Raw genomic sequence first — 26,315 nt, 5'->3', positions numbered from 1 at the left:
GGGGAACAATTATGAGTGGATTACATATATTAGCGTTTGGTGCTCATGCCGATGATGCTGAAATTGGCATGGCTGGTACCATTGCTAAATATACGAAGCAAGGGTATGAAGTAGGTATTTGTGATTTAACAGAAGCTGATCTTTCTTCTAATGGAACGATAGAGTTAAGAAAAGAAGAAGCAAAGGCGGCAGCTCGTATAATGGGAGTAAAAACGAGATTAAATTTAGCGATGCCAGACCGTGGTTTGTATATAAAAGAAGAGTATATACGTGAAATTGTAAAGGTGATTCGTACATATAAACCAAAACTAGTTTTTGCGCCGTATTATGAAGATCGTCACCCAGATCATGCAAATTGTGCAAAACTTGTGGAAGAAGCTATTTTTTCAGCAGGAATCCGTAAATATATGCCGGAACTTTCACCACATCGTGTGGAGTCTTTTTATCATTATATGATTAATGGTTTTCATAAACCGAATTTTTGTATAGATATAAGTGAGTACCTCTCTATAAAGGTGGAAGCATTAGAAGCGTATGAAAGTCAGTTTTCAACAGGGAGTGATGGTGTGAAAACGCCGTTAACAGAAGGTTACGTTGAAACTGTAGTCGCTCGTGAGAAAATGTTTGGAAAAGAAGTTGGAGTCTTATATGCCGAAGGATTTATGAGTAAGAAACCGGTTTTATTACATGCTGATTTAATAGGGGGATGTAAATGAAATTAAAAATAGGTATTACATGTTATCCTTCAGTAGGTGGTTCTGGTGTTGTTGGAACAGAATTAGGAAAGCAATTAGCGGAACGAGGGCATGAAATTCATTTTATTACATCGGGTTTACCATTCCGGTTAAATAAAGTGTATCCAAACATTTACTTTCATGAAGTAACGGTAAATCAATACTCTGTATTTCAATATCCACCGTACGATTTAGCATTAGCGAGTAAAATGGCAGAGGTTGCACAAAGAGAAAACCTAGACATTTTACATGTGCATTACGCAATACCACATGCCATTTGTGCTTATTTAGCAAAACAAATGATTGGAGAGCGTATTAAAATTGTTACAACCTTGCATGGAACAGATATTACTGTGTTAGGTTCCGACCCTTCGTTAAATAATTTAATTCGTTTTGGTATTGAGCAATCCGATGTTGTGACGGCTGTCTCGCACTCATTAATTAACGAAACGCATGAGCTTGTAAAACCAAATAAAGACATTCAAACGGTATATAACTTTATAGACGAACGTGTATATTTCAAGCGTGATATGACTCAATTAAAGAAAGAATACGGTATAAGTGAAAGTGAAAAGATACTCATTCATATTTCAAATTTCCGTAAAGTGAAACGTGTGCAAGATGTTGTTCAGGCATTTGCTAAAATTGTTACAGAAGTAGATGCGAAGTTGCTTCTTGTTGGAGATGGACCAGAATTTTGCACGATTTTACAGTTGGTGAAAAATTTACATATTGAAGATCGCGTCTTATTCTTAGGGAAGCAAGATAATGTTGCAGAGCTACTTGCGATGAGTGATTTAATGTTACTTCTATCAGAGAAAGAGAGTTTTGGTCTTGTTTTATTAGAAGCGATGGCGTGTGGTGTACCTTGTATTGGAACAAGGGTTGGAGGTATTCCAGAAGTCATTCAACATGGTGAAACAGGGTATTTATGTGAAGTTGGCGATACGACGGGAGTGGCAAATCAAGCCATTCAGTTATTAAAGGATGAAGAACTTCACCGTAATATGGGAGAGCGAGCAAGAGCAAGTGTTTACGAGCAGTTCCGCTCTGAAAAAATCGTCTCACAATATGAAACGATTTACTATGATGTACTAAGGGATGACAAAAATGAAAAGATTTAAAAAAGCTAGTTCTATTATTGAGACTTTAAAGCAACAAGGGCATGAGGCCTACTTTGTCGGCGGAAGCGTACGCGATCTTATTATCGATAGGCCGGTTGGAGATATTGATATTGCGACATCTGCTTTACCAGAAGAAGTGATGGCTATATTTCCAAGACATGTTCCTGTTGGTCTTGAGCATGGAACTGTAATTGTAGTAGAAAATGGTGAACCTTATGAGGTAACCACGTTTCGAACAGAGAGCGAATATGAAGATTTTCGAAGACCTAGTAGTGTTCAATTTGTTCGTTCATTAGAAGAGGATTTAAAACGTCGTGATTTCACAATGAATGCAATTGCCATGACAGAAGAAGGCGAAATGGTTGATTTATTTGCTGGACAGGAAGCGATTCAAAAGAGAGAAATTGTGACAGTGGGAAATGCTGCGGATCGTTTTCAAGAGGATGCCCTGCGAATGATGCGTGGTATTCGGTTCGTAAGTACGTTAGGTTTTTCTTTAGAAATGAAAACGAAACAAGCAATTGAAACATATGGACATTTGCTGGAACATATAGCAATTGAGAGAATTACAGTGGAGTTTGAAAAACTGTTAACTGGCACATATTGTGTGAAGGCTCTCAAAGAATTAGTAGAAACGAAACTATTTTCTCATCTACCATATTTACAGATGTCAGAAGAGAGATTGTTAAAAGCTACGCAGTATAAATGGGATTCTTTTGAAACAGACATTGAGGCATGGGCGTTTTTCTTATATTGTATCGGGGAAGAACATCCAGCTGTCTTTTTACGTCAATGGAAGTTTTCGAATAAAAAAATAAAAGATATCGTCGCAGTTTTATTAACAATCCGTAAGAGAAAGGAGAAGGATTGGGATACAGTTCTTCTTTATAAAACGGGAATTCATATCGCTGAAATGGCAGAAAGAGTATATGAAGCGATGATTGAAAGCTATGATCATACAGCTGTTAACCGGGTACAAACGTTGTTTCAAGCATTGCCAATCAAGAGTCGACAAGAGATGAATGTGACTGGGAATGATTTGTTAAACTGGGCAAGCAAAAAGCCAGGTCCGTGGGTTGCTGAAATGATTCAAAAAATTGAAGAAGCAATCGTACAAGGAAACGTAGGTAATGAGAAAGAGTGTATAAGGGAGTGGCTGCAAGAATGCAATCTACTATAAGAAAGCAGTTATTGCAAGTTTTTTCGGAAGCAGATGGCGAGTTTGTATCTGGTCAAACGATTAGTGATAAACTTGGTTGCTCAAGAACTGCTGTGTGGAAACATATGGAGGACCTTCGGAATGAGGGGTATGAACTTGAAGCTGTACGCCGATTAGGCTATCGAATTGCAAGTAAGCCAGACAAAGTGACTGCGAATGAAATTCAGTTAGGGTTACAAACGAAACATATTGGTAGAACAGTGTATTTTGAAGAGTCTGTTGAATCGACGCAGTATATTGCAGCAAAACTTGCTTATGAAGGTGCAGAAGAAGGAACGATTGTTGTGGCAGAAGAACAAACAGCCGGTAGAGGTCGTTTAAGCAGAAAATGGCATTCACCAAAAGGAACAGGAATTTGGATGAGTATTATTTTACGTCCATCAATCCCGGTTCATCATGCACCACAACTTACTTTGTTAGCCGCTGTTAGCGTTGCGCAAGCAATTGAAAAGTGCACAGGTGTAAACGTAGGAATAAAATGGCCGAATGATATTTTAATTCAGGGGAAAAAAGCTGTAGGTATATTAACAGAAATGCAAGCTGATCCTGATAAAATTAATGCTGTCATTATGGGTATTGGTATTAATGCGAATCAAAAGCAAGAACATTTTGATGAGGAAATTCAGCATATCGCTACTTCTTTAGCGATTGAATCTGGTAAGCCAATTGTTCGTGCGGAGCTTATGCAACAAATCTTTTTACAACTAGAAAAATTATATAAAGAGTATTTACAAAATGGTTTCTCTGTCATTAAAATTCTTTGGGAAAGTTACGCTGTGAGCATCGGGAAAGAAATTAACGCTCGAACGATGAGAGAGACAATTACAGGGATAGCAAAAGGAATTACAGAGGATGGTGTATTGCTTCTAGAAGATCATGAAGGAAAAGTACATCACATTCATTCTGCGGATATCGAAATTAAGTAAAAGAAGTTCCTCTTTTGGAACTTCTTTTTTATTTCAATATTTTTGAAATGAGTTTGCGGTGCGATAATGAATTTTTTAGTATTTACTTGTCATTTGACGATTACTTTTCCCTCCATTCCTTTAAGAAGGTGATACCGGCATATTAATTCATATGTACCAGTATTTTTAGGTTTCACGGTAATATTTTTTTCTTTTCCTGACTCGACTACGACGTCAATGCCGAGTTTTTTTACTGTAAAGGTGTGCTCGCTCTTGCCTTTATTTTTCAATAGCAATGTTGTTGATTCTTCAATTGGAATCGTGATGACGTTCGATTTAAAGTAATCATCGTTTAGCTCGACTTCAATCACTTTGGCAGACTCAACAGGTTGTGTTACGACGTTAATTGAGGCAAATACATTGAGGGAATTTAAAGTTGTTACTCCCACAAGCATCACAAGAAAACCGATGAATCGAAATAACCATGTGCGTATAGACATTAGCAATTCTCCTTTTGTAAGTATGTTTCCTCAATTAACCTGCATCATTATTTTAAGAGTTATACTATGCATGTAAACAAATCTGTTTATCTTTCTATGCATGCGTTATTTAAAAATTTCACATACCGTAATAAGGATAAAAATTATTTTTTCAAAAAAATGTAGTAATTCCTTTTTAGAGTTTGCTATAATTAGTTCGAATGTGGGCAGTATCAGAGCGAACTGCACCATAATTCGAAGCAATACGAAAAATAATAACTTGGATTCTGCCTTGATCCAATAACGGACTGGGACAGAGGGATGAATAATGCCGACTAACACACAACCCTTCTGCCCTTTTATGGCCAGAGGGTTTTTTTATATGATTTCGGCCATCTCCTCTCTCCTGTATAAAGGAGGAGTAGTTTTTGAAAACAAAAACAGATTTTTTAAAAATGAAAGAGCAAGGTGAGCCGATTACAATGCTAACGGCGTATGATTATCCATCTGCTAAGTTAGCAGAAGAAGCGGAAGTTGATATGATTCTAGTTGGAGATTCCCTTGGGATGGTTGTGCTTGGATACGATTCAACAGTACCTGTAACAGTAGAGGATATGATTCATCATACGAAAGCTGTACGCCGAGGAGCGAAAGAGACGTTTATTGTAACTGATATGCCATTTATGTCGTATCATGTGTCGCCTCAAGATACGATGGTGAATGCACGCCGCATCGTTCAAGAGAGTGGTGCTCATGCACTGAAGGTAGAAGGTGCAGGAGAAGTGATATCAACGATTCATTACTTGACAAATGCGGGGATTCCTGTTGTAGCGCACTTAGGCTTAACTCCTCAATCTGTAGGAGTATTAGGTGGGTATAAAGTGCAAGGAAAAGATGCTGAAAGTGCAAAAAAATTAATAGAAGATGCGAAGAGATGTGAGGAAGCTGGTGCGATAGCACTTGTATTAGAATGTGTGCCAATGCAGCTAGCAGAATTCATTTCGAAGCAACTAACAATTCCAACGATTGGAATTGGAGCAGGGCAAAAAGTAGATGGGCAAGTACTCGTTTATCATGATCTTATTTCATACGGCGTAAATCGTGTTCCGAAATTTGTGAAGCAATATACGTCTGTTCAAGAGGAGATTGTGAGAGGAATTTCACAATATGTTACTGAAGTAAAGACAGGACAATTTCCAGAAGAAAAACATTCATTCACAATGAAAGAGGAAGAATGCTTAGCGTTATACGGAGGAAACCAATAATGAAAATCGTAACTACAGTGCAAGAGATGCAGCAAATTACAAACGAACTGCGTGCAAGTGGAAAAAGTATTGGTTTTGTCCCAACGATGGGGTATTTGCATGAAGGCCATGCGACTTTATTACGTCAGGCAAGAGAAGAAAATGAAATTGTAGTGTTAAGCGTGTTTGTTAATCCGCTACAGTTTGGACCGAATGAAGATTTAGATCGATACCCTCGTGATATTGATAGGGATGAAAATGTAGCAAAAGAAAACGGTGTAGATTATTTATTTTATCCGAGCGTGGAAGAAATGTATCCAGCAGAACAAACGACAACAGTTGAAGTTGTAAAGCGTACCGATGTATTATGTGGCAAACAAAGACCGGGTCATTTTGCTGGTGTTGCGACTGTACTAATGAAACTATTTAATATTACATTACCAACGCGTGCTTATTTCGGTATGAAAGACGCTCAGCAAGTTGCTGTCATTGAAGGGGTTGTTGCTGATTTTAATATTCCGGTTACAATCGTACCAGTAGATATTGTAAGGGAAGAAGATGGATTAGCGAAAAGTTCTCGTAACGTGTATTTATCACAAGAAGAGCGTGAAGAAGTTCCTCATTTATACCGTAGCCTATGTGTAGCGAAAGAAAGAATTGAGGCAGGCGAACGGAATGCAGAAATCATTACAACTCTTGTGAAAGAGTATATTGAGACGCATACGAAAGGCACTGTAGATTATGCTGATTTATATGCTTATCCTTCACTACAAGTAATGGATAAAATTGAAGGACGAATCATTTTAGCGATTGCAGTTAAATTTGAGAATGTACGATTAATTGACAATATAACAGTAACGGTTAAATAAGGGGGAGCATCTATGTTTCGCACAATGATGAGAGCGAAGTTACATCGTGCAACAGTAACAGAAGCAAATTTAAATTATGTAGGTAGTATTACAATTGATGAAGATTTAATGGATGCAGTAAATATTGTAGAAAATGAAAAAGTACAAATTGTAAATAATAATAATGGTGCTCGCTTAGAGACATATGTTATTAAGGGTGAACGTGGTAGCGGTGTTGTTTGCTTAAATGGTGCAGCTGCAAGGCTTGTACAGCCAGGAGATAAAGTTATTATTATTTGCTACGGTTTAGTGGCAGAAGAAAATATTCATAAACAATCGCCGAAAATTGCAGTATTAGATGATGATAATCAAATTATTGAAATGTTAGGTGCTGAAAAAGCAGGTACGATATTATAAGTAAGAAGGCTATCTCTATTACGGAGATAGCTTTTTTGTGCATCTTTTCATTAAGATGAGATAAAACGTGGTATAGTAACATTATATAATTTTGTGTTTGATAGGTAAGAAATTGAGGTGTTACATATATGAGTAAGCGTTATGTCGTTGTGGATTTAGAGACGACAGGGAACTCCTGGAAGGATGGGAAGGATAAAATTACCCAAATTGCAGCTGTTGTAGTGGAAGATGGAGAGATATTAGAGATTTTTTCATCTTTTATTAATCCGAAGAGAGAGATTCCGCCATTTATTACAGAACTAACAGGGATTGATGAGAGTATGGTTAAGCAAGCCCCGTTATTTCAAGATGTAGCCCCGATGGTTGTTGAGCTATTACAAGGTGCAGCTTTCGTTGCACATAATGTTCACTTTGATTGGAATTTTTTAACGGAAGAATTAAGGCAGGCTGGATATACAGAAATACATTGTCCAAAAGTTGATACAGTTGAGTTGGCGCAAATTCTTTTGCCAACGGCTGATAGTTATAAATTACGTGATTTAGCTAAACAACACGAATTAGAGCATGATCAACCGCATCGTGCTGATAGTGATGCTCTTGCAACAGCGGAATTGTTTTTACAATTTTTAAATGAAATTGAAAAGTTACCACTTGTCACCTTGCAATCGCTTTATGAATTGAGTGATGTGTTTCAAAGTGATATAGCGGATGTACTTTCTGAAAATATTTTAAAGAAAATGATGCATGGTAAAAAAGGAGCAGAGGGATATGAAGTGTATCGAAATATTGCGCTTCGAAAACGGAATTATTCTTTAAACCTAAGTGAAACATGTGCATTTAAATTTGATGCTTTCTTGCATAAGACAATTGATAAACTTGCGTTGAATATGCCAAAGTTTGAAAAAAGAGAAAGCCAACAGAGTATGATGAAGGAAATATATACAGCGCTAAGAGATTCTAGGTTTTCACTAATTGAAGCAGGAACAGGAACAGGGAAGACTCTTGCATATTTGCTTCCAAGTATTTATTTTGCAAAGAAAAAAGAAGAACCTGTTATCATAAGTACCCAAACTGTACAACTGCAACAACAAATACTAGAAAAAGAAATTCCATTATTACAGAAAATAATGCCATTTTCATTTGAAGTAGCTCTTCTGAAAGGAAGAAAGCATTATCTTTGTCTACATAAATTTGAATATGCTTTGCAAGAAGAAGAGAAGAATTATGATATGGCGCTCACGAAGGCAAAAATTTTAGTGTGGTTATTGCAAACGGAAACGGGCGATCGTGATGAATTAAATATTCCTGAGGGCGGAAAGTTACTTTGGAACCGTATTTGTAGTGATGTACATAGTCCGGGCGGGATGCAAAGCAACTGGTATAGTCGTTGTTTTTATCAACGAGCAAAGAATAAAGCATTATTTGCAGATATCGTTATTACAAATCATGCGTTATTATTTCAAGATTTTTCAAGTGAAGAACCATTATTTGCTTCATGTGAACATATTATTTTTGACGAGGCTCATCATATTGAGGAAGCGGCAAGTAGAACATTAGGTGAACAGTTCTCCTGTATGTATTTCCAGCTAGTTTTATCTCGTCTTGGTACGCTAGAAACAGATGATGTACTTTCTAAAGTATATAAAATGATGAAAAAAACAGAACAAGCCTCCCGTTCGACTTTCCGCATGGTAAGTCATAGTTTGAAGGAATTGAAATTTGATGCGGATGAGCTATTCCAAATGTTACGTGCATTCATCTTTAAACAAACAAAGCAGGAACAAGGGATCAGCAATATGCCACTCATTTATCGATATAACACGGAAGTAGAAAAAGGAAAGTTATGGGATAGTATTACCGAGTTAACAAATCGTTTTGTATATGATGTAAGAAAATTACTCTCTACACTTGAGAAGCAAGTTGATATATTGCAAAGTAAATTAGAATGGGAAATGCATGTTGTTACAGGTGAATTTATGCATTTAATTGAGTTATTGAGAAAGATGGCGCAATCTTTACAAGTGCTCATTTTAGAAAAAAATTCATATGTGACATGGATGGAAACTGAAACGAAGGGAACCATTCATTCAACTGTTTTATATGGGCAACCTGTTCATATTGGTGAAAGATTTGCTGATAAATTTTTAACAGAGAAAAAGAGTGTTATTTTCACATCAGCAACGCTAACAGTAAACGATTCATTTGACTATATAAAAGAAGAGCTAGGTTTACATGATTTTGCTCCAAATACATTACAGGTCCCATCACCATTTCGTTTTGAAGAACAGATGAAATTAATGGTTTCAACGGATGTGCCTTTTATTAAGCAAGCAAGTAATGAAGAATATATTGAATCTGTGTCGGCTCATATTGCAAAAATAGCGAAAGCTACAGAAGGTAGAATGCTTGTTTTGTTCACTTCGTATGAAATGTTGAAAGAAGCGTATACGAATTTGAAAAATGATGAGGAATTAGAAGGCTATTTATTATTAACGCAAAGTGTGAATAATAAGAGCAGAAGTCGTCTCATTCGTAAGTTTCAAGAGTTCGATAAATCAATTTTATTAGGAACAAGTAGTTTTTGGGAAGGGATAGATATACCTGGAGATGCCCTTAGTTGTCTTGTTATTGTCCGCCTTCCCTTTACGCCTCCTCATCAACCGATGATGGAAGCAAAAGGAGAGTGGTTAAAAAATCAAGGAGAGGACGTATTCGCTAAGTTAGCACTCCCGCAAGCAATACTGCGTTTCAAACAAGGATTTGGTCGTCTTATTAGAACAAGTACAGATACCGGGACGGTGTTTGTATTAGATCGTCGTTTGACAAGCGCTTCCTATGGAAAACGTTTTTTACAATCAATTCCAACTGTTCCGCTTTATGAAGGCCCTCTAGAAGAATTGTTAGAACAATTAAAGGAACGGTCAACTGAATAAAGTGGGATAAAATTGGAAGAAAAAATACGCCTGAAGTACATGTAAACTTCAGGCGTAAAAAATGTGGGTAGGAGGAATTTTATTTTTCTTACTTCTTGTATACAAAATGTATTGGTTTTCGACTTGAAACCTTTTTTTGCTGTACATGTCCTGCTATAATAGATGGGTGATGAAGCAGGGGTTGTAAAGAATGTACTCTTATTGTAACCGCATTGCGTTCTTCTATAATTAGAAATTTTTGTGTAACGGAGGAGTTTTTTCATGGATAAGAAAATCGAAGTCTTATCAACGACGCGTATTAAATATTCATCTGACTTGTATAAAATCGTTGATAGTTTGAATCGTACGTTAAAAGAGCAGGACCTCATGTTCGGATTAGCATTAGACGAAAAAGATAAAGAAACAGCTGTATTTACGATTTACAGAACGTAGTGATACAATGAAAAAGTGGATCTTTGCAATCGTTATCGTAATCGTTGCTAGCGGAATATATGGGGCGTATGTTTATAATAAAGCAATGGAAAAGAAAATCCCTAAAGAGGCAAAATCTGTAGAAATTGCAAAAGAAAAAGCAAAGCTTGTAAAAGTAAAATCTGTGGATTATTATAACGGAGAATCTTCATATACAGTCGTACAAGGTACAGATGAAAAAGGAGAACAACTTATCGTTTGGGTGCCTGAGAAAAAAGGGGAAACTATAGTAAGGAAAAAGAGTGAAGGTATTTCTGAAAAAGAGGCTTTACAAAGAACGATTGAACAAGTCGGAGATGACAGTAAAGAGCACAAAAGTAAGCCTAAAGAAATTTTAAAAGTAAAATTAGGCTTTGAAAACAATATACCATTATGGGAAGTTACATATATTGATGATGAAAATCGTTATAGTTATTACTATCTTGCATTTAAAGATGGTCAGTTTTTACGACGATACAGCATTGAAAAATAGATGTAGGGGGAACTACAAATGAAATTAGCAAAGCGAGTAGCTGCTTTAACACCATCTGCAACTCTAGAAATTACAGCAAAGGCACAAGCATTAAAAGCAGAAGGCCACGATGTAATTGGATTAGGGGCAGGAGAACCTGACTTTAATACGCCAGAACATATTATGGATGCTGCACATAAAGCGATGTTAGAAGGACATACGAAGTATACACCAACAGGTGGGTTACAATCGTTAAAACAAGAAATTGTGAAGAAGTTTACTCGCGATCAAGGAATTGCGTATGATCCGTCTGAAATTATTGTATGTAACGGCGCAAAGCATGCATTATATACATTATTCCAAGTGTTACTTGATGAAGGTGATGAAGTTATCATCCCGACACCTTACTGGGTAAGTTATCCGGAACAAGTAAAGCTTGCTGGTGGTAAGCCAGTTTATGTAGAAGGCCTTGAAGATAATGAATACAAAATTACAGCGAAGCAGCTGCGTGAGGCAATTACAGAGAAAACGAAAGCAGTTATTATTAATTCACCGAGCAATCCAACAGGAATGATTTACAGCAAAGAAGAATTACAACAGCTTGGAGAAGTATGTTTAGAACACGATATTTTAATCGTTTCAGATGAAATTTATGAGAAATTAATTTATGGTGGAGCAGAATATACTTCGGTTGCCCAGCTTTCTAATGCATTAAAAGAACAAACACTTATTATTAATGGTGTATCTAAATCTCATTCTATGACAGGATGGCGTATTGGATATGCAGCAGGAAATAAGCAGCTTATTAAAGCGATGACGAACTTAGCGAGTCATAGTACGTCAAACCCTACTTCAATCGCTCAATACGGCGCAATCGCGGCATATGCAGGCTCACAAGAACCTGTAGAAACAATGCGTCAAGCATTTGAAGAGAGATTAAACATTATTTATGATAAATTAATTCAGATCCCTGGCTTTACTTGCATTAAACCACAAGGTGCATTTTACTTATTCCCTAATGTAAAAGAAGCAGTAGCTTTATCAGGATACGAAACTGTTGATGATTGGGCAAAAGCTCTATTAGAAGAGGAAAAAGTAGCTCTTGTACCAGGTACAGGATTTGGTGCTCCAAATAACGTTCGTTTATCATATGCAACATCTCTTGAACAAGTGGAGAAAGCATTAGAACGTATTCATACGTTTATGAAAAGTAAAGTGCAAGCTTAATTGTATATTTTATTAATGTAATACAAAAAAACCTTCCTACATGATAGGGAGGTTTTTTTGACGAATTGTGGCAAAAAGAAATAGCGAAAGGTGTGTTATACTAGAGAGCGAGGTGTTTGGTGATGAAAAAGAAAATGATGTTACAGTGGTTTGAGCAGGGAAGCATTGCAATTCCAAAATTACTTATGATGCATTATAAAAAATTAGGGTTAAATGAAACGGAATTTATGGTTGTACTTCATGTACATACATTTTTAGAGTCGGGCAATTCGTTTCCGACTCCGTCAGAGATTTCAGAACGGATGACGATTACCGAAATGAAATGTATGGAAGTCATTCAGGCATTGATTCAAAAAGGTTTTTTATCACTAGAAGGTGGACAAAAATCAGAAGCGATGATGTGTGAAAGTTATTCTTTACAACCGTTATGGGAAAAAATATTGCATTTCTTAATGAATGAATCAATAGAGGAAGAACAAAAAGAAATAAAGCAACTGCAAGTAAATTTATATACAGTATTTGAAAAAGAATTTGGAAGACCACTCTCTCCATTTGAATGTGAAACGTTGGGAATGTGGGAAGATCAAGATCAACATCATCCGAATTTAATTCAAGCGGCCCTCAGGGAAGCTGTAATGAGTGGTAAGCTTAATTTCCGATATATTGATCGTATTTTATTTGAATGGAAAAAGAATGGTATTAAAACAGTAGATCAAGCCCAAAACCAAGGACGAAAATTTAGAGCAAATCAACAAAGAACGCAGCAAACAACAAAACAAGAGACGAAATTTACTGGAAAAGTGCCTTTTTATAATTGGTTGGAGCAGTAATTTAGGAGGAAGTATATGTTAAATAAAACGCAAATTCGCTATTGTTTGGACACAATGGCGGATATGTATCCAGAAGCACATTGTGAATTAATTCATGATAATCCGTTTGAACTAGTAATAGCGGTGGCGTTATCTGCACAATGTACAGATGCACTTGTAAATAAAGTGACGAAAAATTTATTTCAAAAATATAAAACACCAGAAGATTATTTAAGTGTTTCGCTAGAAGAATTACAACAAGATATACGTTCTATTGGTTTGTATAGAAATAAAGCAAAAAACATTCAAAAATTGTGCCAGATGTTACTGGATGATTATAACGGAAAAGTTCCAGAAGACCGTGACGAGTTGACGAACTTGCCAGGAGTAGGGAGAAAAACAGCAAATGTAGTTGTTTCGGTAGCGTTTGGTATTCCGGCAATTGCTGTTGATACGCATGTAGAGAGAGTGAGTAAACGGTTAGCGATTTGTAGATGGAAAGATTCGGTGTTAGAAGTAGAAAAGACATTAATGAAGAAAATTCCGATGGATGAATGGAGCGTTACACATCACCGTATGATTTTCTTTGGACGTTATCACTGTAAAGCACAGCGACCACAATGTGAGGAGTGCCCTTTACTAGAAGTATGTCGTGAAGGAAAGAAGCGAATGAAGGGGAAATAAAGGATGGAGCGAGTGATAGAAATACCGAAAGAATTTCGATGCTTACCATTTTTTAAAGAAAGTAAAAATTTGATTGTGTATTATACAGAACAGTCTTTTGAAGAAACAATACAAAATACTTATTTTATATATGATATGGAAAGACAATATGAGCCGTGGAATGAAATTGAAAATAGTATTCCAGTATTATTGAATGTATGGAAAAGTAAGCATGAAGACATTGCGACACTTTTTCGAAACAGAAATAAGCAAGAAGCTGAAGGGCCAATGATTCTTTTTGCAGCACATTTGTTATCAATTGTATATTGGCTAAATGAACAACCTGTTTATAGTTTGAACGAAATGGAAGATTTCACGAGTAAATTGGAAGTACAACCAGTTAATTTTATGGAGAGATATTTGTTCATTATAAAGAAACCGAATAATTATCATTCTTATATTCAGTTAGCGCAGTTGTATATTGAAATAGAAAAGTTATATGTAAAGAAAATGATAACAAAAAAGAAGTCCTTTTCTCGTTAAGAGAAAAGGACTTCTTTTTTGTATTAAGACTCTGTTGTAACAACATTTCCGTCTGCGTGTGGTGTATCTTCGCCGGTATTGTGTTGTTGCTCTTGTTGTTTCTTAGCTTCTTCTTCAGCTTTTTTTCTAGCTTCCTCATCAGCTTTCTTTTGAGCCTCTTCTTGCTGTTTACGTTGTTGCTCTTGTTGTTTTTTAGCTTCTTCTTCAGCTTTTTTTCTAGCTTCCTCATCAGCTTTCTTTTGAGCTTCTTCTTGTTGTTTACGTTGTTGTTCTTGTTGTTTCTTAGCTTCTTCTTCAGCTTTTTTAGTAGCTTCTTCTTGTTTTAATTTATCTTCATTGGCCTTTTTCTGAGCTTCCTCATCAGCTTTTTTCTTAGCTTCTTCTTCAGCCTTCTTCTTAGCAGCCTCATCTTCAGCTTTCTTCGCGTCTGGAGTTCCTCCAGGCGCAGTGAAGGATGCACCAACGGCAGGGCTTGTTCCAGTACCTTTTTTCGCTACTACAGAGAAGCTGTAAGTAACGCCTGGTTTAATACCACCAAGAGTAGCTGTCGTACCTTTTATTGATAAACTACCACTTGAACCGTCAGTCGCTTTATAGCTTGCGGCATACGCATCAACTTCTGCTGGTCCAGACCAGTTTAGTGTAACTGTGCTAGCGCCATCAAAAGTGACATTAAGACCACTAGGTGCATCTACTTTAATTTGTTTCACTGCATCTTTTTTAGCGCCTTTTACGTACAATTCACCATTTAATTCTTGTACAGAAGAAGGGCGTTCGAAACGAGTTTTATCTGTAGCGAATTTACTCATCATTACTTGGAACATTTGCTGTGCAATTCTAGTATAACGATCACTAATGTAGTTTTCTGGGCCATTTTTTTCGTAACCAGTCCATACTGCCATTGTATATTGCGGTGTATATCCAGCGAACCAGCTATCTCTGTTTGCATCAGCTGGTATACCATATTCTTTTATAACGTCTTCATCAAAGTTTTGTGTTCCTGTTTTACCGGCAACATCAACACCTGAAACGTATGCTGTTGGACCAGTACCGCCAGAACCAGGTCTTACTACGTCACGAAGAACGTCAGTAACCATGTAAGCTGTGTAGTCTTGCATCGCACGTTGCTCTTTCGGTTTAAAACTTTTCTTTTTCCCATCTGGGAAGATAACTTCTTTTACGAAGTGCGGTTTATTGTAGTTCCCACCATTACCAAAGGCTGCATATGCACCTGCTACTTGTAATGGTGAACTATCGTTACTACCAATTGCTGTTGATTCAAATGTTTTGCCGTCTTTAAATGTCATACCTAAACCTTCAGCAAACGCTTGTGACTTAGGAAGACCAACCGCTTGGGCTGTTTTTAAAGCTGGGATGTTTAATGACTTTTTCAAAGCTTCACGTAGTGAAACGTCACCTTTGTAACTATTTGTTGCATTTCGTATTTTTTTACCATTGGAATACGTATATTCTGAGTCATTTAATTGATGGTATGTAGACCATTGTAAATTTTCAATTGCTGGTCCGTAGTCGAAAATTGGTTTCATTGTTGAACCGACTTGGCGTTTTAAATCAGTCGCCATATTATGACCTTTGAAAGTAGACTTACTTTCTTTACGCCCAGCTCCAATTGCACGAACTTCTCCAGATTGTGTATCCATAAATACGAATGATCCTTGGAATTGATCGTTCGGATACTTAATAAGATTGCCATCCATAATTTTTTCAGCATAATCTTGAGCATCTTGATCAAGTGTTGTATGAATCGTCAAACCATCTGAACCAATATTTACATCAGGATATTCTTTTTCAACTTCTTTTACAACCGCATCTAAAAATGCTTGATACTTCATCTCAGTTATTTCGGAAGACGGTTGAAGACCCTCTGTTACTGGGATTTTAACTGCGTTATTCATTTCTTCTTTTGTTATATAACCATGTCGATTCATTAATGACAATACGACATTACGACGATTTGTTGCTCGTTCAACATTTTCCTTTTTGGTTGGATCATAAATGTTTGGACCTTGGGGTAAACCAGCGAGCATAGCAGCTTCATGTAATTGCAAGTCTTTTAAATCTTTACCATAATATTTTTGCGCTGCTGTCGCAATACCATATGAACGGTTACCTAAATTAATCTTATTTAAGTACATTTCTAAAATCTCATGTTTAGAGTATTGTTGCTCTAATTTGTAAGATAGGTACCATTCTTGTACTTTTCTCTTTGCAGTTTTGTCCATCGTTAGAAAATAGTTTTTGACTACCTGTTGTGTAATCGTACTACCACCTTGAGATCCGAAACCTCCAGTGACATTTTCCATAACTGCTTTTGTAGTTCGTTTAAAATCAATTCCATTATGATCATAGAAACGTGAGTCCTCAGTTGCAAGGAATGCATTTTCAACTACTTTTGGAATTTGATCATACGTAACGTGGGTTCGTTTTTCAGCACCGTATTCATAGAAAAAGTTCCCATCTTTATCAAGAAACTTTGTTGATAAAGGATTGACGAGTTTTGATTTGTCTAATTTTGGAGCGTCCTTCACCATAACAAAGAAAGCGGAAACGCCAGCTACAAGACCAACGATACCAAGAAGTAGACAACCTATAAGGAATTTTTTAAAAAAGGAGCCTTTTTTCTTTGGTTTTTTCTCTGTATTTGTTTCTTGCTTTTGATTTTTTACATGATTTCGTTCTGTACGAGAACGATAATTATCTGACATTATACTTTCTCCTACCTTTCATTCTCTCCCCAAAAGTCGAAAAAAGAGCCTTAGTGATGACTCTATCACGAAAAATAAACCGTGTCTAGTACACGGATATAATCAATCCGAGGGTGATAACCGCATGATAATAAAGATCCATGCTCTACTATTTCTTCTTTCGTAATCGATTTTCGTCCACCAGTATTTTGACGATTCCAAAATGCAATAATATGTTTTGCATCTAATAAATAAAGTTCATCAAAAAGTGTAAATTTAATAATAACAAATGCAATTCCATTATGAGCGATTACTTGCTTCATATGCTCAATTTGATGAAGGTGGAAGTTTTGAAGTGGAAAACTCGTTTTATTTTTTGTTTCTTTCGCTTCAAAATCGATGTATTTCCCTTTATATACACCGTTGTAATCTGTTGTAGAAGGTTGTTTAAAATACGCTTCTTTTACCACTGCAGCACTTCGAGCGGGGTAATCTACTTTTACAATTTGAAGAGGTGTAGGTTTTTTATGTACACATGCAATATTATGGGTTAAGTAATATTCATTTGTTTCATTCAATTCCTCTTCAAGGGACATACCTCTGTTACTATAAGTATGTTTTTTAATTGGTGTTTTATGAGGTTGTGAAGCTTGATTGTACCGTTTTCCATTTGGGTAACGAATGGTCATAGTGTGTCCACTCCCAACTTGCTAAGAATTACTTACAAAGGTGATTATAACAAAAAATGAAAAAAGATGTGACCTTTTTGAAGAAAGGTATGATGACTTATTCATGTTTACATGGAATGATTATGAAAAAATTAAACAATATCGTAAAAATACGGTCTGTACAGAGGAAGAAAAAATAATGGTTTACAACATGAAGAGGGAAATAGAAATAGCTAATATGGACAACATTTCTCGAACGCAGTGTTATCAAGAATATTATGTAAGAAATAGTGAAATTAGGTGGGCTTTTTTAGCGAGTATGGTCTCGAGAAATGCAGGATGGAATATGACTGATTTACAAGGGAGGTATTATGCTACTGTTTTACCTCAAACAGTAAAAAAACATTTGTTTTTGACTTATGAAGAAGCGAATTGGATTATTTTTTTAGATGTATTTCCTCAGCTGTTGTTATATGAAGAAAGTAAGAGGAGGCAGGTGCCACTATTCCATTTGTTACAATATTTCAACGTATCCATTTTTATGGAAAAAGAATGGATATATTTTTGGGAGAAAAAAGATATAAATAGACTTATGACAGCGCTTATTATAAATGAACAAAATAAAATTCAAAAACCAATTATTGAGAATACATATTTTAAAAAACATGTATTTCATACAGCACTTTTTAAATTGCAAGAAATGCTTCATGTTAGTGCTGTTATTTTTCCAACCGTTGAAGGGAAGATGTATGGTTTTTCAGTTTATCAATTTGAAACGTTACAGAAGCGTATAGAACTAGGAAAGAAATTAGCAGCGTTACTGTTTCATCCGAATTACAAAAGTTTATTCCATAGGTTTGCATTGCAAACGATACACACAGGATCAAGAGCAGATTATGAATGTTATGTAAGAGAAGCTAGAAGATCTTGTACACCAGCTCTTAGAGAAGTTTATCCTGTTGTTGCACATGATGAAATAAGTATGAGAGATTGGTTTTGTAGAGATACGGAAATAAATGAACTATTTTTACCAGAAGAGTATAAGGGTGAAGTCGATATAACAGAATGGTATAAAAGAAAGAGGGAGCAAATCTATATTGCTTCCACCGTAAATCGTTTTGTTAAAAGGATAGAAGAGTTCGTGATATAATAAAAAAGAAGTCCTGTCTTCATTTATGAAGACAGGACTTCTTAATGTGAAGTAACCCTGCTACGAGTAAAAATTCAATCTCAAAACGTAATGAACATAAGAGATTAAGGATACTTCAGAAATTAGCTTTTTATAAAAGTGCTAAAGTTCACTTTATGTAGCAGGGAAGTTTGGACCATCTAATTTTGGATTTCCAGTTTCGGGTTTATTTTGTTTGTTTTGTTTTTTCTTTTTTTCGTTTTTGTTCTTTGTCATTTTCATGCACCTCCTTTTTGTATTGTTACCATTTCTATAAATGACATACAAAATGATTTCTTTGACGAATAACAACTAGTTTTGTCATGTGGGCAGGAGTGAAGAATCATTCGGCGAAATTACATGACAAAGGAAAAGCAAAGAAGGAGGCGTTTTGTATATGGCGATGGTTCAGAAGGAAGATGTAATGAAAACAATGGATCAAATGTTAAGTTCTCTCGATTTGCTGGAAATGAATATAGGGATTAGAATGAATCATGCATTAAAGGATAAGAGTGAAAAAATATGCAACAAGATAGAAATAACAGAAATGCATATTGAGCATATGGAAAATAAATTAGTGCATCACGAAGAAAAAGGGAATTGGGTGAAGGCATTTCAAAACGTCGTAGTGAGTGCATAATAAGGTGGGAATAAAATGAAGTATGAAGCATTAATACAGTCTTCGGAAAAACTTATGCAACATAATAATGAAGCAAATGTGAAAAAAAGAGAAATGATTGAATACGATTTTTATAAGGATATGAAACCGTTTGTAGATATGGTAGATGAGGAATTAAAAGTGTGGAAAGAATTAGCTTATGAATGGATTAAGGAAGAAAAACCGAAGTATATACATGTACAGCAAATTGATCAAGTGTACGATAATTTACAAACAAATGTGTTGCAATGTTTTGTAAATAAAGGTAAAGGTAAGCGATTCTTTGAAACGCATCAAGCCATTTCGTATACTTTGCAAAATATAATTGAGCAATGTAAGTAACAAGAGGGGAAACCCTCTTGTTTTTTATGCTTCTGTCATTGTTGTAGGCTTTGTTGCACCGTTTATTTCTAATTCTTTTATTAATGTTCGGTAATCTGAAATGCATATTTTTCCTTCGAGATACCAATGTCTCGCAAAGTCTAACAATTCATTTACATTCTCTGTGTAATACCCCTTTTTTTGAGAAAACGCTTGTTTTAAATCCCCTAATACCATGTTGATTCCTCCCCCATGAGAATCTTCTTCTTCATTATCATAGCATGGAAGGGTTTTCTTTTATAATTTTTTAAAAATTGAAACTTCCGACAAAAATAGACAGATACTTCGTCACACAAATTATTTTACAAGTACATATTATATATGTAGAAACTTATGAGAAGGAGGAGAGAATGCATGTTTCAACAATCTAACGTATATCAGCAATCTAATCCATATGCACAGCAAAATATGTACCAATATAATACGGATACATATTTACGTTATAATATGTATCCTTTCGAGCCTCATTATGGAAATCAAAATTATTACCAGCCATTTGAAGTGTCGTTTATGAATCAACCGCAACAACCTTATATGAATCAACAACCGCAGCAGCCCTATATGGATCAACAACAGCAACCTTATATGAATTCGCAATACTATATGCCACCACCATCTCCCTATAATCAACAAGCGATGTTTTATCCACCAAAACAACCGTATCCGACACAAAATAAACAAAAGCAACAGCAACAACCAAGTCAATTTTCTAGTTTTGTTTCCCAATTTAAAAATTCAGATGGTAACTATGATGTAAATAAAATGATGAATACAGCTGGACAAATGATGAATGCGATGAATCAAGTAACAGGCATTGTAAAGCAAGTGGGAGGTTTTTTTGGTAAGTAATTTTGGAGGGTTGTCTATAAAAAACATTGTATATGAAATAAAGGACTAGACAAATTTCCTTAGAATAAATGGGTATATATAACAAGCGGCTTACCCTCTTTTCTCATACTGTAAAGTGTAATCAGATTTTTTTTATGAGAGAGGAGAGAAAAACTATGCATCATTGTCATCCTTGCTTTGGAGGGCATAAGCCTACAGGACCTATTTGTACAACTGCTCCTGTCATTCATCCGACGAAACAATGCGTAACACATTCTTTTTCAACAACGGTGGTGCCACACATTTTCCCAACGCATACAACACATGTACACCATCAACAAATTAAAAACCAAAACTTCTTCCCACAAACAAACTCAAATGTAAATGTTGTGGACCCAATCGACCCAGGATTCGGCGGATGTGGACCATGTGGCCATGGTCATCATCATCACCACCACGGTCATCAAATATCCCCATTCGGACCAGGACCGAATGTATCACCGTTTGGACCAGGACCAAATGTATCACCAATAGGTCCGAATATTGGACCAAACGTTGGTGGAATATTTAAAAAGTAAATGATATGTTAGAACTAGCGAAATGCTAGTTCTTTTTTTGTAATTGGAGTGTTGATATGAAAGTTATTGCAGTAACAGGCTATAAGCCATTTGAACTTGGAATATTTAAAAATGATCATCCAGGAGTAGAATGTATAAAAAAGGGGCTACGTCGTAAATTAACTGCTTTTGTAGAAGATGGTTTAGAGTGGGTTATAATAAGTGGCCAGTTAGGTGTAGAATTATGGGCTGCTGAAGTTGTTTTTGAAATACAAGTAGAATATCCAGATTTAAAATTAGCGGTATTTACTCCATTTTTAGAACAAGAAGAAGGTTGGAAGGAAGATAACCGTGAATATTACGAATTTATTCTCTCTCAAGCAGACCATGTTGATAGTATCACGAAACGGAAGTACGAAAGCCCAGAGCAATTTAAATTAAAAAATCAATTTTTTATTGAAAAAAGTGATGCACTTTTAGCTGTATATGATGAAGAAAAACCAGGGAGTCCTAAATACATTGTAGAAGCGGCAAAGAAAAAAGGAGAAATAGAAAATTATCACAGTTATTTCATTCTTTTTTCCGATTTACAAGATATAATAGAAGAGGAACAGTGGAATAATGCTGAGTAATATGTAATATAGTACTCGTATATATGATTGACAAAAAGCATTGTTTCTGAAAAAATTTAGTTAATGAAAGTTTTGGCAAAAATTTGAGGTGAAGAAAATGATTTCGGATAAAATTAAATTAACGGCGAAAGATATTTTAGAAAAAGAATTTAAAACAGGTATGAGAGGTTATCAACAAGAAGAAGTAGACAAGTTTCTTGATATGATCATTAAAGATTATGAAGCTTTTCACAAGGAATTTGAGCAATTAAAGCAACAAAATGCTCGTTTAAAGCGTGAACTAGAAGAACAAAAGCTAGCAGCAACGCAAGTTCCACAACAACCAGTTGTACAAACACCAGTTGCACAACCGGTATATAACAACACAAATACGGACATTTTAAAACGTCTATCCAATTTAGAAAAAGCTGTATTTGGAAGTAAGTTATACGAATAATTTCTGGTGATAAAAAGGTTAAAGCATTTTACATAGAAAAAAACATTGCAAAATCTTTTTGTTTCCACTATACTAATGGATGTCATAACGTTTGGGTAATCGCTGCAACGCCAACGTTGTAGAGGAAAGTCCATGCTCGCACGGCCTGAGATGGCTGTAGTGTTCGTGCCTAGCCAATTCATAAGCTAGGGTATTCTGGCTGTAAGGCTGGTTTAACGGCAGGGAAAAAACCTAAGTCCTTTCGGATATGGTTTGACTACCTTTAAAGTGCCACAGTGACGAAGTCCTTGAAGAAATGATAGGAGTGGAACGAGGTAAACCCCACGAGCGAGAAACCCAAATAATGGTAGGGGAATCTTTTCCAAGGAAATGAACGATGGGAAAGGACAGGTTGTATAACCTGTAGATAGATGATTGCCACCGGAGTACGAGGCGTGGGCCGTTTGCAGTACAAAGGAACAGAACATGGCTTACAGAACGTTATGAACCAACTATGAAATAACTCAGCTCTCCTTTGTTAGAGGAGGGCTTTTTATTTGTATGAAGTTATAAATTATGAGTTAAAATGGTTAATGAGAAAATTCTTCGTAAAATGTAATAATTAATAGGATAAATGGCTATTAATTATTGTTTGAATATACATAAGAGGTGAATGCAAATGGGAAAAGTTACTTTAATCGCAACAGCGGCAATGGGTATTGAAGCTTTAGTTGCCCGAGAAGTTCGTGATCTTGGTTATGAATGCCAAGTAGAAAACAGCAAAGTAACATTTGAAGCAGATGAAAAGGCGATTTGTCGCACGAATTTATGGTTACGTACTGCGGACCGTGTGAAAATTAAAGTTGGCGAATTTAAAGCGACAACATTTGATGAGCTGTTTGAGAAAACGAAAGCATTAAACTGGGGAGATTATATTCCAGAAAACGGTGAGTTCCCTGTTATCGGTAAATCTTTAAAATCTGAGTTATTCAGTGTTTCGGATTGCCAACGTATCGTTAAAAAGGCTGTCGTTGAAAAATTAAAAACAACATATAAACGTACAACTTGGTTTGAAGAAGATGGCCCGTTATTCCGTATTGAGATTGCAATGTTAAAAGATATCGCAACATTAACAATTGATGCAAGCGGTGTTGGGCTTCATAAACGTGGATACCGTGTGGATCAAGGGGAAGCGCCATTAAAAGAAACATTGGCTGCGTCTTTAATTAAGTTAACAAACTGGAAGCCAGATCGTCCTTTCGTAGATCCTTTCTGTGGATCAGGTACAATACCGATTGAAGCAGCATTAATTGGACAAAATATCGCACCAGGATTTAACCGTGGTTTTGCATCAGATGAGTGGGGCTGGGTAGGTAAACAAAACTGGCGTGAAGCTCGTCAAGAAGCTGAAGATTTAGCGAATTATGATCAACGACTGCAAATCATTGGATCAGATATCGATCATCGTATGATCCGAGTTGCTCAAGATAATGCAGAAGAAGTAGGTTTAGGCGATTTAATTACATTTAAACAAATGCAAGTAAAAGATTTCACAACAAAAGAGGATTATGGCTATGTTGTAACGAATCCTCCATACGGAGAACGTTTAAGTGAAAAAGCACTTGTTGAACAACTGTATAAAGAAATGGGACAAGTATTCCGTCCATTAGACACATGGTCGGCGTATGTATTAACAAGTTACGAAGCGTTTGAGAAGTGCTACGGAAAAGATGCATCGAAGAAACGTAAACTGTTTAACGGATTTATCCGTACAGATTACTACCAATACTTCGGAAAACGTCCACCTCGTAATTCATAGTATAAAACTCCTCCAGCGCGCATATACTGGCTATTATGCAATGCGTAAAGGAGGAACTGATATGGATAGTTTCCAATTATCAATGATTCAAAAAGCAATTCACCGCACGTATGATGAGCTCGGAAAAGAAGTGGATAGCCACAGTGTGATTGTAGATGAAATACAAAAAGCACAAGAAGAATATTTGTCAGCTCTTTCACATGAAACAGCGATTGATAAACGGTATTTAAAGTCATTAATATAGAAGAAAATTTTCCTTTTTCGAAAGGAAAATTTTTTTTCGTGTATTTCTATGTATTACAACAGGGGAAAGTGGCTGCACACATATGAGTAGCAGTTGCTATATCTTTTATAGAAAAACTTTTTGGTTGGAGGCTAAGGATGTTTACTGAGAAGAGATTACCATTTGAAGTAGGGAAACAAGACAATTTTTATGATAAGTTGAATGAGTGGATTGGAGATGTGTTTTACGACATCCTTCCGGAAAAAGGCTTTGAAGAGCGTGATGAACAAATTTTTATGGCGTTTCAATTAGAACGTGCTTTCCAAGAAAAGAAAGTTATGTTCGCAGAAGCGGGTGTAGGAACCGGGAAAACAATTGTATATCTTTTATATGCAATTTGTTATGCACGTTATACTGGAAAGCCAGCGATTATCGCTTGTGCAGATGAAACGTTAATTGAGCAGCTTGTGAAAGAAGAAGGGGACATTGCTAAATTATCTGAGGCATTAGGCTTATCGGTAGATGTAAGACTTGCCAAATCAATGGATAATTATTTATGTTTACGTAAACTTGAAGATGTTATGAGTGGACGAGCTCCAGAAGTAATTGAAGATGTATACTACGAATTACCGCAGTTTGTATTTGACCACGGTACGATGCAAAACTTTACTCACTACGGTGACCGAAAAGAATTTCCGCTTTTAAATGACGAGGAATGGTCAAAAGTAAATTGGGATTACTTTCAAGATTGCTTTACTTGTGATTCTCGTCATCGTTGCGGTCAAACTCTATCACGTGAACATTATCGTAAAGCAGCAGATTTAATTATTTGTTCTCAAGATTTCTATATGGATCATATTTGGACGTACGATGCTCGTAAGCGTGAAGGACAAATTCCGTTATTACCAGAAAGTAGTTGTGTTGTATTCGATGAAGGACATCTTGTAGAATATGCAGCTCAAAAAGCTTTAACATATCGTTTAAAACAAACGATGATGGAGCAACTTTTAACGAGATTGTTGCAAAACGATATTCGCGAGGAGTTTGCACATTTAGTAGAAGAAACAATTTGGCAAACAGAGCGATTCTTTGATGTGTTACAAGAAAATAAAAAGGAAATTGCCGGTTCTGATCGTTTAGAGATTACTGTGACAGAAAAAGTAACTGCCGAAGCGAAGCGACTTTATGCGAAAATTGGTGAAGTTGGTGATGCATTAGTATTTGAAAGTGAAATGCATACAGTAAACACGTATGATTTAAATATCGTTGACGAACATTTAGATGTATTAGAGCACTCGCTGCGTCTATTTATGCACGAGAAAAATGTAATTACATGGGGTGAAGAAGGTGATGGAGCCTTCACGTTAGTAATTATGCCGCGTGCAGTTGAAGAAGTATTACAAGAGAAAGTATTCTCGAAGAAAATCCCGTATATTTTCTCTTCTGCTACATTATCTAACAACGATTCATTTGCATTTACAGCAAATAGCCTAGGGGTAAAAGATTACTTATCATTCTCAGTTGCCTCACCGTTTGATTACGAAGAACAAATGGCAGTAAACTTACTATCGCATACGAAAGAAAATGAATGGGAAAGAAAGTGTCAATATACACTTGAAAATATACAAAAAACAAATGGACGTACACTTGTATTATTCCGTACAACACAAGAACTTGCAGCGTTTAAAGAATACGTAAGTAAAGAACAAATGTCAGTTCCGTTCTTATATGAAGGAGACCAAGAAATTAGTCAGCTCGTTTCTCGTTTCCAAAATGAAGAAGAGACTGTACTTTGTGCCGTTCATTTATGGGAAGGTTTAGATATTCCAGGTTCATCATTATCACATGTTATTATTTGGTCATTACCATTCCCTCCAAACGATCCTGTGTTTGAAGCGAAGCGTAAACACGTAAATGATCCATTCTGGGATGTAGATGTACCATATATGATTTTACGTCTTCGTCAAGGGATTGGCCGTTTAATTCGTACGAGCGACGATAAAGGTGCTATATCAATCTTCTTATCTGATACAGAAGATGAGAAAGTGGTAGAAGCGGTGAAAAACGTACTACCAGTAGAAGGTAAAGAATTGTAAGGAGAAAGCTTGGCGCTTGCCAAGCTTTTTTTCTATTATAAAAGGAATTTAGATTTTCATGTCGAATTAAGATTGTGGTAGAAAAAGGAGGTTTTTAT

Annotated in this window: 29 protein-coding genes and 1 other RNA gene; 25 read left to right on the top strand and 5 right to left on the bottom strand. The window is 36.0% G+C overall.

Translation table 11 applies throughout. The annotated features are described in order from the left end of the window. Nucleotides 1-11 precede the first annotated feature (11 nt). From bshB1 to AC0NJG_RS08210, 4 genes are read left to right on the top strand one after another with little or no spacing between them, the layout of a single operon-like run. The gene (gene bshB1, locus AC0NJG_RS08225) at nt 12-716 is read left to right on the top strand and encodes a bacillithiol biosynthesis deacetylase BshB1 (RefSeq protein WP_474062978.1); all 705 of its coding nucleotides are present in this window, start codon (nt 12-14) and stop codon (nt 714-716) included. Further along, the gene (bshA, locus tag AC0NJG_RS08220) at nt 713-1,858 is read left to right on the top strand and encodes an N-acetyl-alpha-D-glucosaminyl L-malate synthase BshA (protein WP_087951864.1); all 1,146 of its coding nucleotides are present in this window, start codon (nt 713-715) and stop codon (nt 1,856-1,858) included. Before bshB1 ends, bshA begins: the two co-directional genes overlap by 4 nt. Further along, the gene (locus AC0NJG_RS08215; RefSeq protein ID WP_474062977.1) at nt 1,845-3,038 is read left to right on the top strand and encodes a CCA tRNA nucleotidyltransferase; all 1,194 of its coding nucleotides are present in this window, start codon (nt 1,845-1,847) and stop codon (nt 3,036-3,038) included. The genes bshA and AC0NJG_RS08215 overlap by 14 nt, the downstream gene beginning before the upstream one ends. Further along, nucleotides 3,023-4,003, top strand: coding sequence for a biotin--[acetyl-CoA-carboxylase] ligase (locus AC0NJG_RS08210; protein WP_474063005.1), 981 nt, complete (start codon nt 3,023-3,025; stop codon nt 4,001-4,003). Before AC0NJG_RS08215 ends, AC0NJG_RS08210 begins: the two co-directional genes overlap by 16 nt. Nucleotides 4,004-4,092: 89 nt before the next feature. On the opposite strand, the gene AC0NJG_RS08205 is transcribed toward AC0NJG_RS08210, so the two are convergent. Further along, on the bottom strand, nt 4,093-4,482 hold the full coding sequence (locus AC0NJG_RS08205; RefSeq protein WP_474062976.1) for a cupredoxin domain-containing protein: 390 nt from the start codon (nt 4,480-4,482) through the stop codon (nt 4,093-4,095). 407 nt (nt 4,483-4,889) lie between these two features. Here AC0NJG_RS08205 and panB point away from each other — a divergent pair, with 407 nt between their 5' ends. From panB to AC0NJG_RS08155, 10 genes are all read left to right on the top strand, one after another. Then, nucleotides 4,890-5,726 carry a 3-methyl-2-oxobutanoate hydroxymethyltransferase gene (gene panB, locus AC0NJG_RS08200; protein WP_087994416.1) on the top strand — a complete coding sequence of 279 codons (837 nt, stop codon included), beginning with the start codon at nt 4,890-4,892 and terminating at the stop codon, nt 5,724-5,726. Continuing rightward, entirely contained in the window at nt 5,726-6,574 is an 849-nt protein-coding gene (gene panC / locus AC0NJG_RS08195; RefSeq protein ID WP_474062975.1) for a pantoate--beta-alanine ligase, read from the top strand. The genes panB and panC overlap by 1 nt, the downstream gene beginning before the upstream one ends. A 12-nt stretch (nt 6,575-6,586) precedes the next feature. Next, nucleotides 6,587-6,970 (top strand): aspartate 1-decarboxylase, encoded by a 384-nt coding sequence (gene panD, locus AC0NJG_RS08190; RefSeq protein ID WP_087951869.1) that lies wholly within the window; start codon nt 6,587-6,589, stop codon nt 6,968-6,970. A gap of 128 nt (nt 6,971-7,098) precedes the next feature. Then, nucleotides 7,099-9,903, top strand: a complete 2,805-nt coding sequence (dinG, locus tag AC0NJG_RS08185) for an ATP-dependent DNA helicase DinG (RefSeq protein ID WP_087951870.1) — start codon at nt 7,099-7,101, stop codon at nt 9,901-9,903. A gap of 261 nt (nt 9,904-10,164) precedes the next feature. Continuing rightward, a complete protein-coding gene (locus tag AC0NJG_RS08180) occupies nt 10,165-10,335 on the top strand; it encodes a YpmA family protein (protein WP_000358352.1) in 171 nt (56 codons plus the stop codon). 7 nt (nt 10,336-10,342) lie between these two features. Then, nucleotides 10,343-10,846, top strand: a complete 504-nt coding sequence (locus tag AC0NJG_RS08175) for a cell wall elongation regulator TseB-like domain-containing protein (RefSeq protein ID WP_014893172.1) — start codon at nt 10,343-10,345, stop codon at nt 10,844-10,846. 18 nt (nt 10,847-10,864) lie between these two features. Continuing rightward, nucleotides 10,865-12,052 carry an aspartate transaminase AspB gene (gene aspB, locus AC0NJG_RS08170; RefSeq protein ID WP_087951872.1) on the top strand — a complete coding sequence of 396 codons (1,188 nt, stop codon included), beginning with the start codon at nt 10,865-10,867 and terminating at the stop codon, nt 12,050-12,052. A 122-nt stretch (nt 12,053-12,174) separates the two neighbouring features. Next, the gene (gene dnaD / locus AC0NJG_RS08165; RefSeq protein WP_000728540.1) at nt 12,175-12,882 is read left to right on the top strand and encodes a DNA replication protein DnaD; all 708 of its coding nucleotides are present in this window, start codon (nt 12,175-12,177) and stop codon (nt 12,880-12,882) included. A gap of 15 nt (nt 12,883-12,897) precedes the next feature. Beyond that, entirely contained in the window at nt 12,898-13,545 is a 648-nt protein-coding gene (nth, locus tag AC0NJG_RS08160) for an endonuclease III (protein WP_087994413.1), read from the top strand. 3 nt (nt 13,546-13,548) lie between these two features. Then, nucleotides 13,549-14,067 carry a YpoC family protein gene (locus AC0NJG_RS08155; protein WP_088328150.1) on the top strand — a complete coding sequence of 173 codons (519 nt, stop codon included), beginning with the start codon at nt 13,549-13,551 and terminating at the stop codon, nt 14,065-14,067. A gap of 23 nt (nt 14,068-14,090) precedes the next feature. Here AC0NJG_RS08155 and AC0NJG_RS08150 read toward each other — a convergent pair whose 3' ends face one another. Further along, nucleotides 14,091-16,793, bottom strand: coding sequence for a PBP1A family penicillin-binding protein (locus tag AC0NJG_RS08150; protein ID WP_087994412.1), 2,703 nt, complete (start codon nt 16,791-16,793; stop codon nt 14,091-14,093). 65 nt (nt 16,794-16,858) lie between these two features. After that, complete coding sequence (recU, locus tag AC0NJG_RS08145; protein ID WP_000155593.1) at nt 16,859-17,461, bottom strand: Holliday junction resolvase RecU; 603 nt, start codon at nt 17,459-17,461, stop codon at nt 16,859-16,861. A gap of 103 nt (nt 17,462-17,564) precedes the next feature. Here recU and AC0NJG_RS08140 point away from each other — a divergent pair, with 103 nt between their 5' ends. Next, nucleotides 17,565-18,590 (top strand): DUF2515 domain-containing protein, encoded by a 1,026-nt coding sequence (locus AC0NJG_RS08140; RefSeq protein WP_088328174.1) that lies wholly within the window; start codon nt 17,565-17,567, stop codon nt 18,588-18,590. A 153-nt stretch (nt 18,591-18,743) separates the two neighbouring features. Here the strand turns inward: AC0NJG_RS08140 and AC0NJG_RS08135 are convergent, their stop codons facing one another. After that, entirely contained in the window at nt 18,744-18,920 is a 177-nt protein-coding gene (locus tag AC0NJG_RS08135; protein ID WP_002020884.1) for a hypothetical protein, read from the bottom strand. A gap of 85 nt (nt 18,921-19,005) precedes the next feature. Between AC0NJG_RS08135 and AC0NJG_RS08130 the strand changes: the two genes are divergently transcribed. Both AC0NJG_RS08130 and AC0NJG_RS08125 read left to right on the top strand, forming a co-directional pair. Then, nucleotides 19,006-19,248, top strand: a complete 243-nt coding sequence (locus AC0NJG_RS08130) for a hypothetical protein (RefSeq protein WP_001252039.1) — start codon at nt 19,006-19,008, stop codon at nt 19,246-19,248. A 15-nt stretch (nt 19,249-19,263) separates the two neighbouring features. Further along, nucleotides 19,264-19,608 (top strand): YppE family protein, encoded by a 345-nt coding sequence (locus tag AC0NJG_RS08125; RefSeq protein WP_000872959.1) that lies wholly within the window; start codon nt 19,264-19,266, stop codon nt 19,606-19,608. 24 nt (nt 19,609-19,632) lie between these two features. Here the strand turns inward: AC0NJG_RS08125 and AC0NJG_RS08120 are convergent, their stop codons facing one another. Continuing rightward, nucleotides 19,633-19,824, bottom strand: a complete 192-nt coding sequence (locus AC0NJG_RS08120) for a YppF family protein (protein WP_000242661.1) — start codon at nt 19,822-19,824, stop codon at nt 19,633-19,635. 177 nt (nt 19,825-20,001) lie between these two features. Between AC0NJG_RS08120 and AC0NJG_RS08115 the strand changes: the two genes are divergently transcribed. From AC0NJG_RS08115 to AC0NJG_RS08080, 8 genes are all read left to right on the top strand, one after another. After that, the gene (locus AC0NJG_RS08115) at nt 20,002-20,496 is read left to right on the top strand and encodes a YppG family protein (protein WP_048551627.1); all 495 of its coding nucleotides are present in this window, start codon (nt 20,002-20,004) and stop codon (nt 20,494-20,496) included. A gap of 155 nt (nt 20,497-20,651) precedes the next feature. Continuing rightward, nucleotides 20,652-21,053, top strand: coding sequence for a spore coat protein (locus AC0NJG_RS08110; RefSeq protein ID WP_087951877.1), 402 nt, complete (start codon nt 20,652-20,654; stop codon nt 21,051-21,053). Nucleotides 21,054-21,109: 56 nt separating this feature from the next. Then, the gene (locus AC0NJG_RS08105) at nt 21,110-21,664 is read left to right on the top strand and encodes an SLOG family protein (RefSeq protein WP_088328152.1); all 555 of its coding nucleotides are present in this window, start codon (nt 21,110-21,112) and stop codon (nt 21,662-21,664) included. Between the two features lie 97 nt (nt 21,665-21,761). After that, complete coding sequence (gene gpsB, locus AC0NJG_RS08100; protein ID WP_000622430.1) at nt 21,762-22,100, top strand: cell division regulator GpsB; 339 nt, start codon at nt 21,762-21,764, stop codon at nt 22,098-22,100. Between the two features lie 87 nt (nt 22,101-22,187). After that, nucleotides 22,188-22,578, top strand: an RNA gene (gene rnpB, locus AC0NJG_RS08095) — RNase P RNA component class B. A gap of 180 nt (nt 22,579-22,758) precedes the next feature. Next, entirely contained in the window at nt 22,759-23,898 is a 1,140-nt protein-coding gene (locus AC0NJG_RS08090; RefSeq protein ID WP_087951878.1) for a THUMP domain-containing class I SAM-dependent RNA methyltransferase, read from the top strand. 61 nt (nt 23,899-23,959) lie between these two features. Continuing rightward, nucleotides 23,960-24,142: a DUF3921 family protein gene (locus AC0NJG_RS08085; RefSeq protein ID WP_087951879.1), complete on the top strand. Its 183-nt coding sequence runs from the start codon at nt 23,960-23,962 to the stop codon at nt 24,140-24,142. 137 nt (nt 24,143-24,279) lie between these two features. After that, nucleotides 24,280-26,217 (top strand): ATP-dependent DNA helicase, encoded by a 1,938-nt coding sequence (locus tag AC0NJG_RS08080; protein ID WP_000493699.1) that lies wholly within the window; start codon nt 24,280-24,282, stop codon nt 26,215-26,217. Nucleotides 26,218-26,315 lie beyond the last annotated feature (98 nt).

This window comes from Bacillus sp. SSR7 (genome assembly GCF_055902415.1).
This window is presented reverse-complemented; position numbering and strand designations above follow the sequence as displayed.

What these genes read in the sequence shown, in the direction of transcription:
- AC0NJG_RS08205 (WP_474062976.1), bottom strand. Translation starts at nt 4,482, where the DNA reads ATGTCTATACGCACATGGTTATTTCGATTCATCGGTTTTCTTGTGATG.
- AC0NJG_RS08150 (WP_087994412.1), bottom strand. Translation starts at nt 16,793, where the DNA reads ATGTCAGATAATTATCGTTCTCGTACAGAACGAAATCATGTAAAAAAT.
- dnaD (WP_000728540.1), top strand. Translation starts at nt 12,175, where the DNA reads ATGAAAAAGAAAATGATGTTACAGTGGTTTGAGCAGGGAAGCATTGCA.
- AC0NJG_RS08080 (WP_000493699.1), top strand. Translation starts at nt 24,280, where the DNA reads ATGTTTACTGAGAAGAGATTACCATTTGAAGTAGGGAAACAAGACAAT.
- AC0NJG_RS08120 (WP_000242661.1), bottom strand. Translation starts at nt 19,824, where the DNA reads ATGGTATTAGGGGATTTAAAACAAGCGTTTTCTCAAAAAAAGGGGTAT.
- AC0NJG_RS08215 (WP_474062977.1), top strand. Translation starts at nt 1,845, where the DNA reads ATGAAAAGATTTAAAAAAGCTAGTTCTATTATTGAGACTTTAAAGCAA.
- AC0NJG_RS08125 (WP_000872959.1), top strand. Translation starts at nt 19,264, where the DNA reads ATGAAGTATGAAGCATTAATACAGTCTTCGGAAAAACTTATGCAACAT.
- nth (WP_087994413.1), top strand. Translation starts at nt 12,898, where the DNA reads ATGTTAAATAAAACGCAAATTCGCTATTGTTTGGACACAATGGCGGAT.
- panC (WP_474062975.1), top strand. Translation starts at nt 5,726, where the DNA reads ATGAAAATCGTAACTACAGTGCAAGAGATGCAGCAAATTACAAACGAA.
- recU (WP_000155593.1), bottom strand. Translation starts at nt 17,461, where the DNA reads ATGACCATTCGTTACCCAAATGGAAAACGGTACAATCAAGCTTCACAA.
- dinG (WP_087951870.1), top strand. Translation starts at nt 7,099, where the DNA reads ATGAGTAAGCGTTATGTCGTTGTGGATTTAGAGACGACAGGGAACTCC.
- gpsB (WP_000622430.1), top strand. Translation starts at nt 21,762, where the DNA reads ATGATTTCGGATAAAATTAAATTAACGGCGAAAGATATTTTAGAAAAA.
- AC0NJG_RS08090 (WP_087951878.1), top strand. Translation starts at nt 22,759, where the DNA reads ATGGGAAAAGTTACTTTAATCGCAACAGCGGCAATGGGTATTGAAGCT.
- bshA (WP_087951864.1), top strand. Translation starts at nt 713, where the DNA reads ATGAAATTAAAAATAGGTATTACATGTTATCCTTCAGTAGGTGGTTCT.
- AC0NJG_RS08105 (WP_088328152.1), top strand. Translation starts at nt 21,110, where the DNA reads ATGAAAGTTATTGCAGTAACAGGCTATAAGCCATTTGAACTTGGAATA.
- AC0NJG_RS08085 (WP_087951879.1), top strand. Translation starts at nt 23,960, where the DNA reads ATGGATAGTTTCCAATTATCAATGATTCAAAAAGCAATTCACCGCACG.
- AC0NJG_RS08110 (WP_087951877.1), top strand. Translation starts at nt 20,652, where the DNA reads ATGCATCATTGTCATCCTTGCTTTGGAGGGCATAAGCCTACAGGACCT.
- panD (WP_087951869.1), top strand. Translation starts at nt 6,587, where the DNA reads ATGTTTCGCACAATGATGAGAGCGAAGTTACATCGTGCAACAGTAACA.
- aspB (WP_087951872.1), top strand. Translation starts at nt 10,865, where the DNA reads ATGAAATTAGCAAAGCGAGTAGCTGCTTTAACACCATCTGCAACTCTA.
- AC0NJG_RS08210 (WP_474063005.1), top strand. Translation starts at nt 3,023, where the DNA reads ATGCAATCTACTATAAGAAAGCAGTTATTGCAAGTTTTTTCGGAAGCA.
- AC0NJG_RS08180 (WP_000358352.1), top strand. Translation starts at nt 10,165, where the DNA reads ATGGATAAGAAAATCGAAGTCTTATCAACGACGCGTATTAAATATTCA.
- AC0NJG_RS08115 (WP_048551627.1), top strand. Translation starts at nt 20,002, where the DNA reads ATGTTTCAACAATCTAACGTATATCAGCAATCTAATCCATATGCACAG.
- AC0NJG_RS08140 (WP_088328174.1), top strand. Translation starts at nt 17,565, where the DNA reads ATGTTTACATGGAATGATTATGAAAAAATTAAACAATATCGTAAAAAT.
- AC0NJG_RS08130 (WP_001252039.1), top strand. Translation starts at nt 19,006, where the DNA reads ATGGCGATGGTTCAGAAGGAAGATGTAATGAAAACAATGGATCAAATG.
- bshB1 (WP_474062978.1), top strand. Translation starts at nt 12, where the DNA reads ATGAGTGGATTACATATATTAGCGTTTGGTGCTCATGCCGATGATGCT.
- AC0NJG_RS08155 (WP_088328150.1), top strand. Translation starts at nt 13,549, where the DNA reads ATGGAGCGAGTGATAGAAATACCGAAAGAATTTCGATGCTTACCATTT.
- AC0NJG_RS08175 (WP_014893172.1), top strand. Translation starts at nt 10,343, where the DNA reads ATGAAAAAGTGGATCTTTGCAATCGTTATCGTAATCGTTGCTAGCGGA.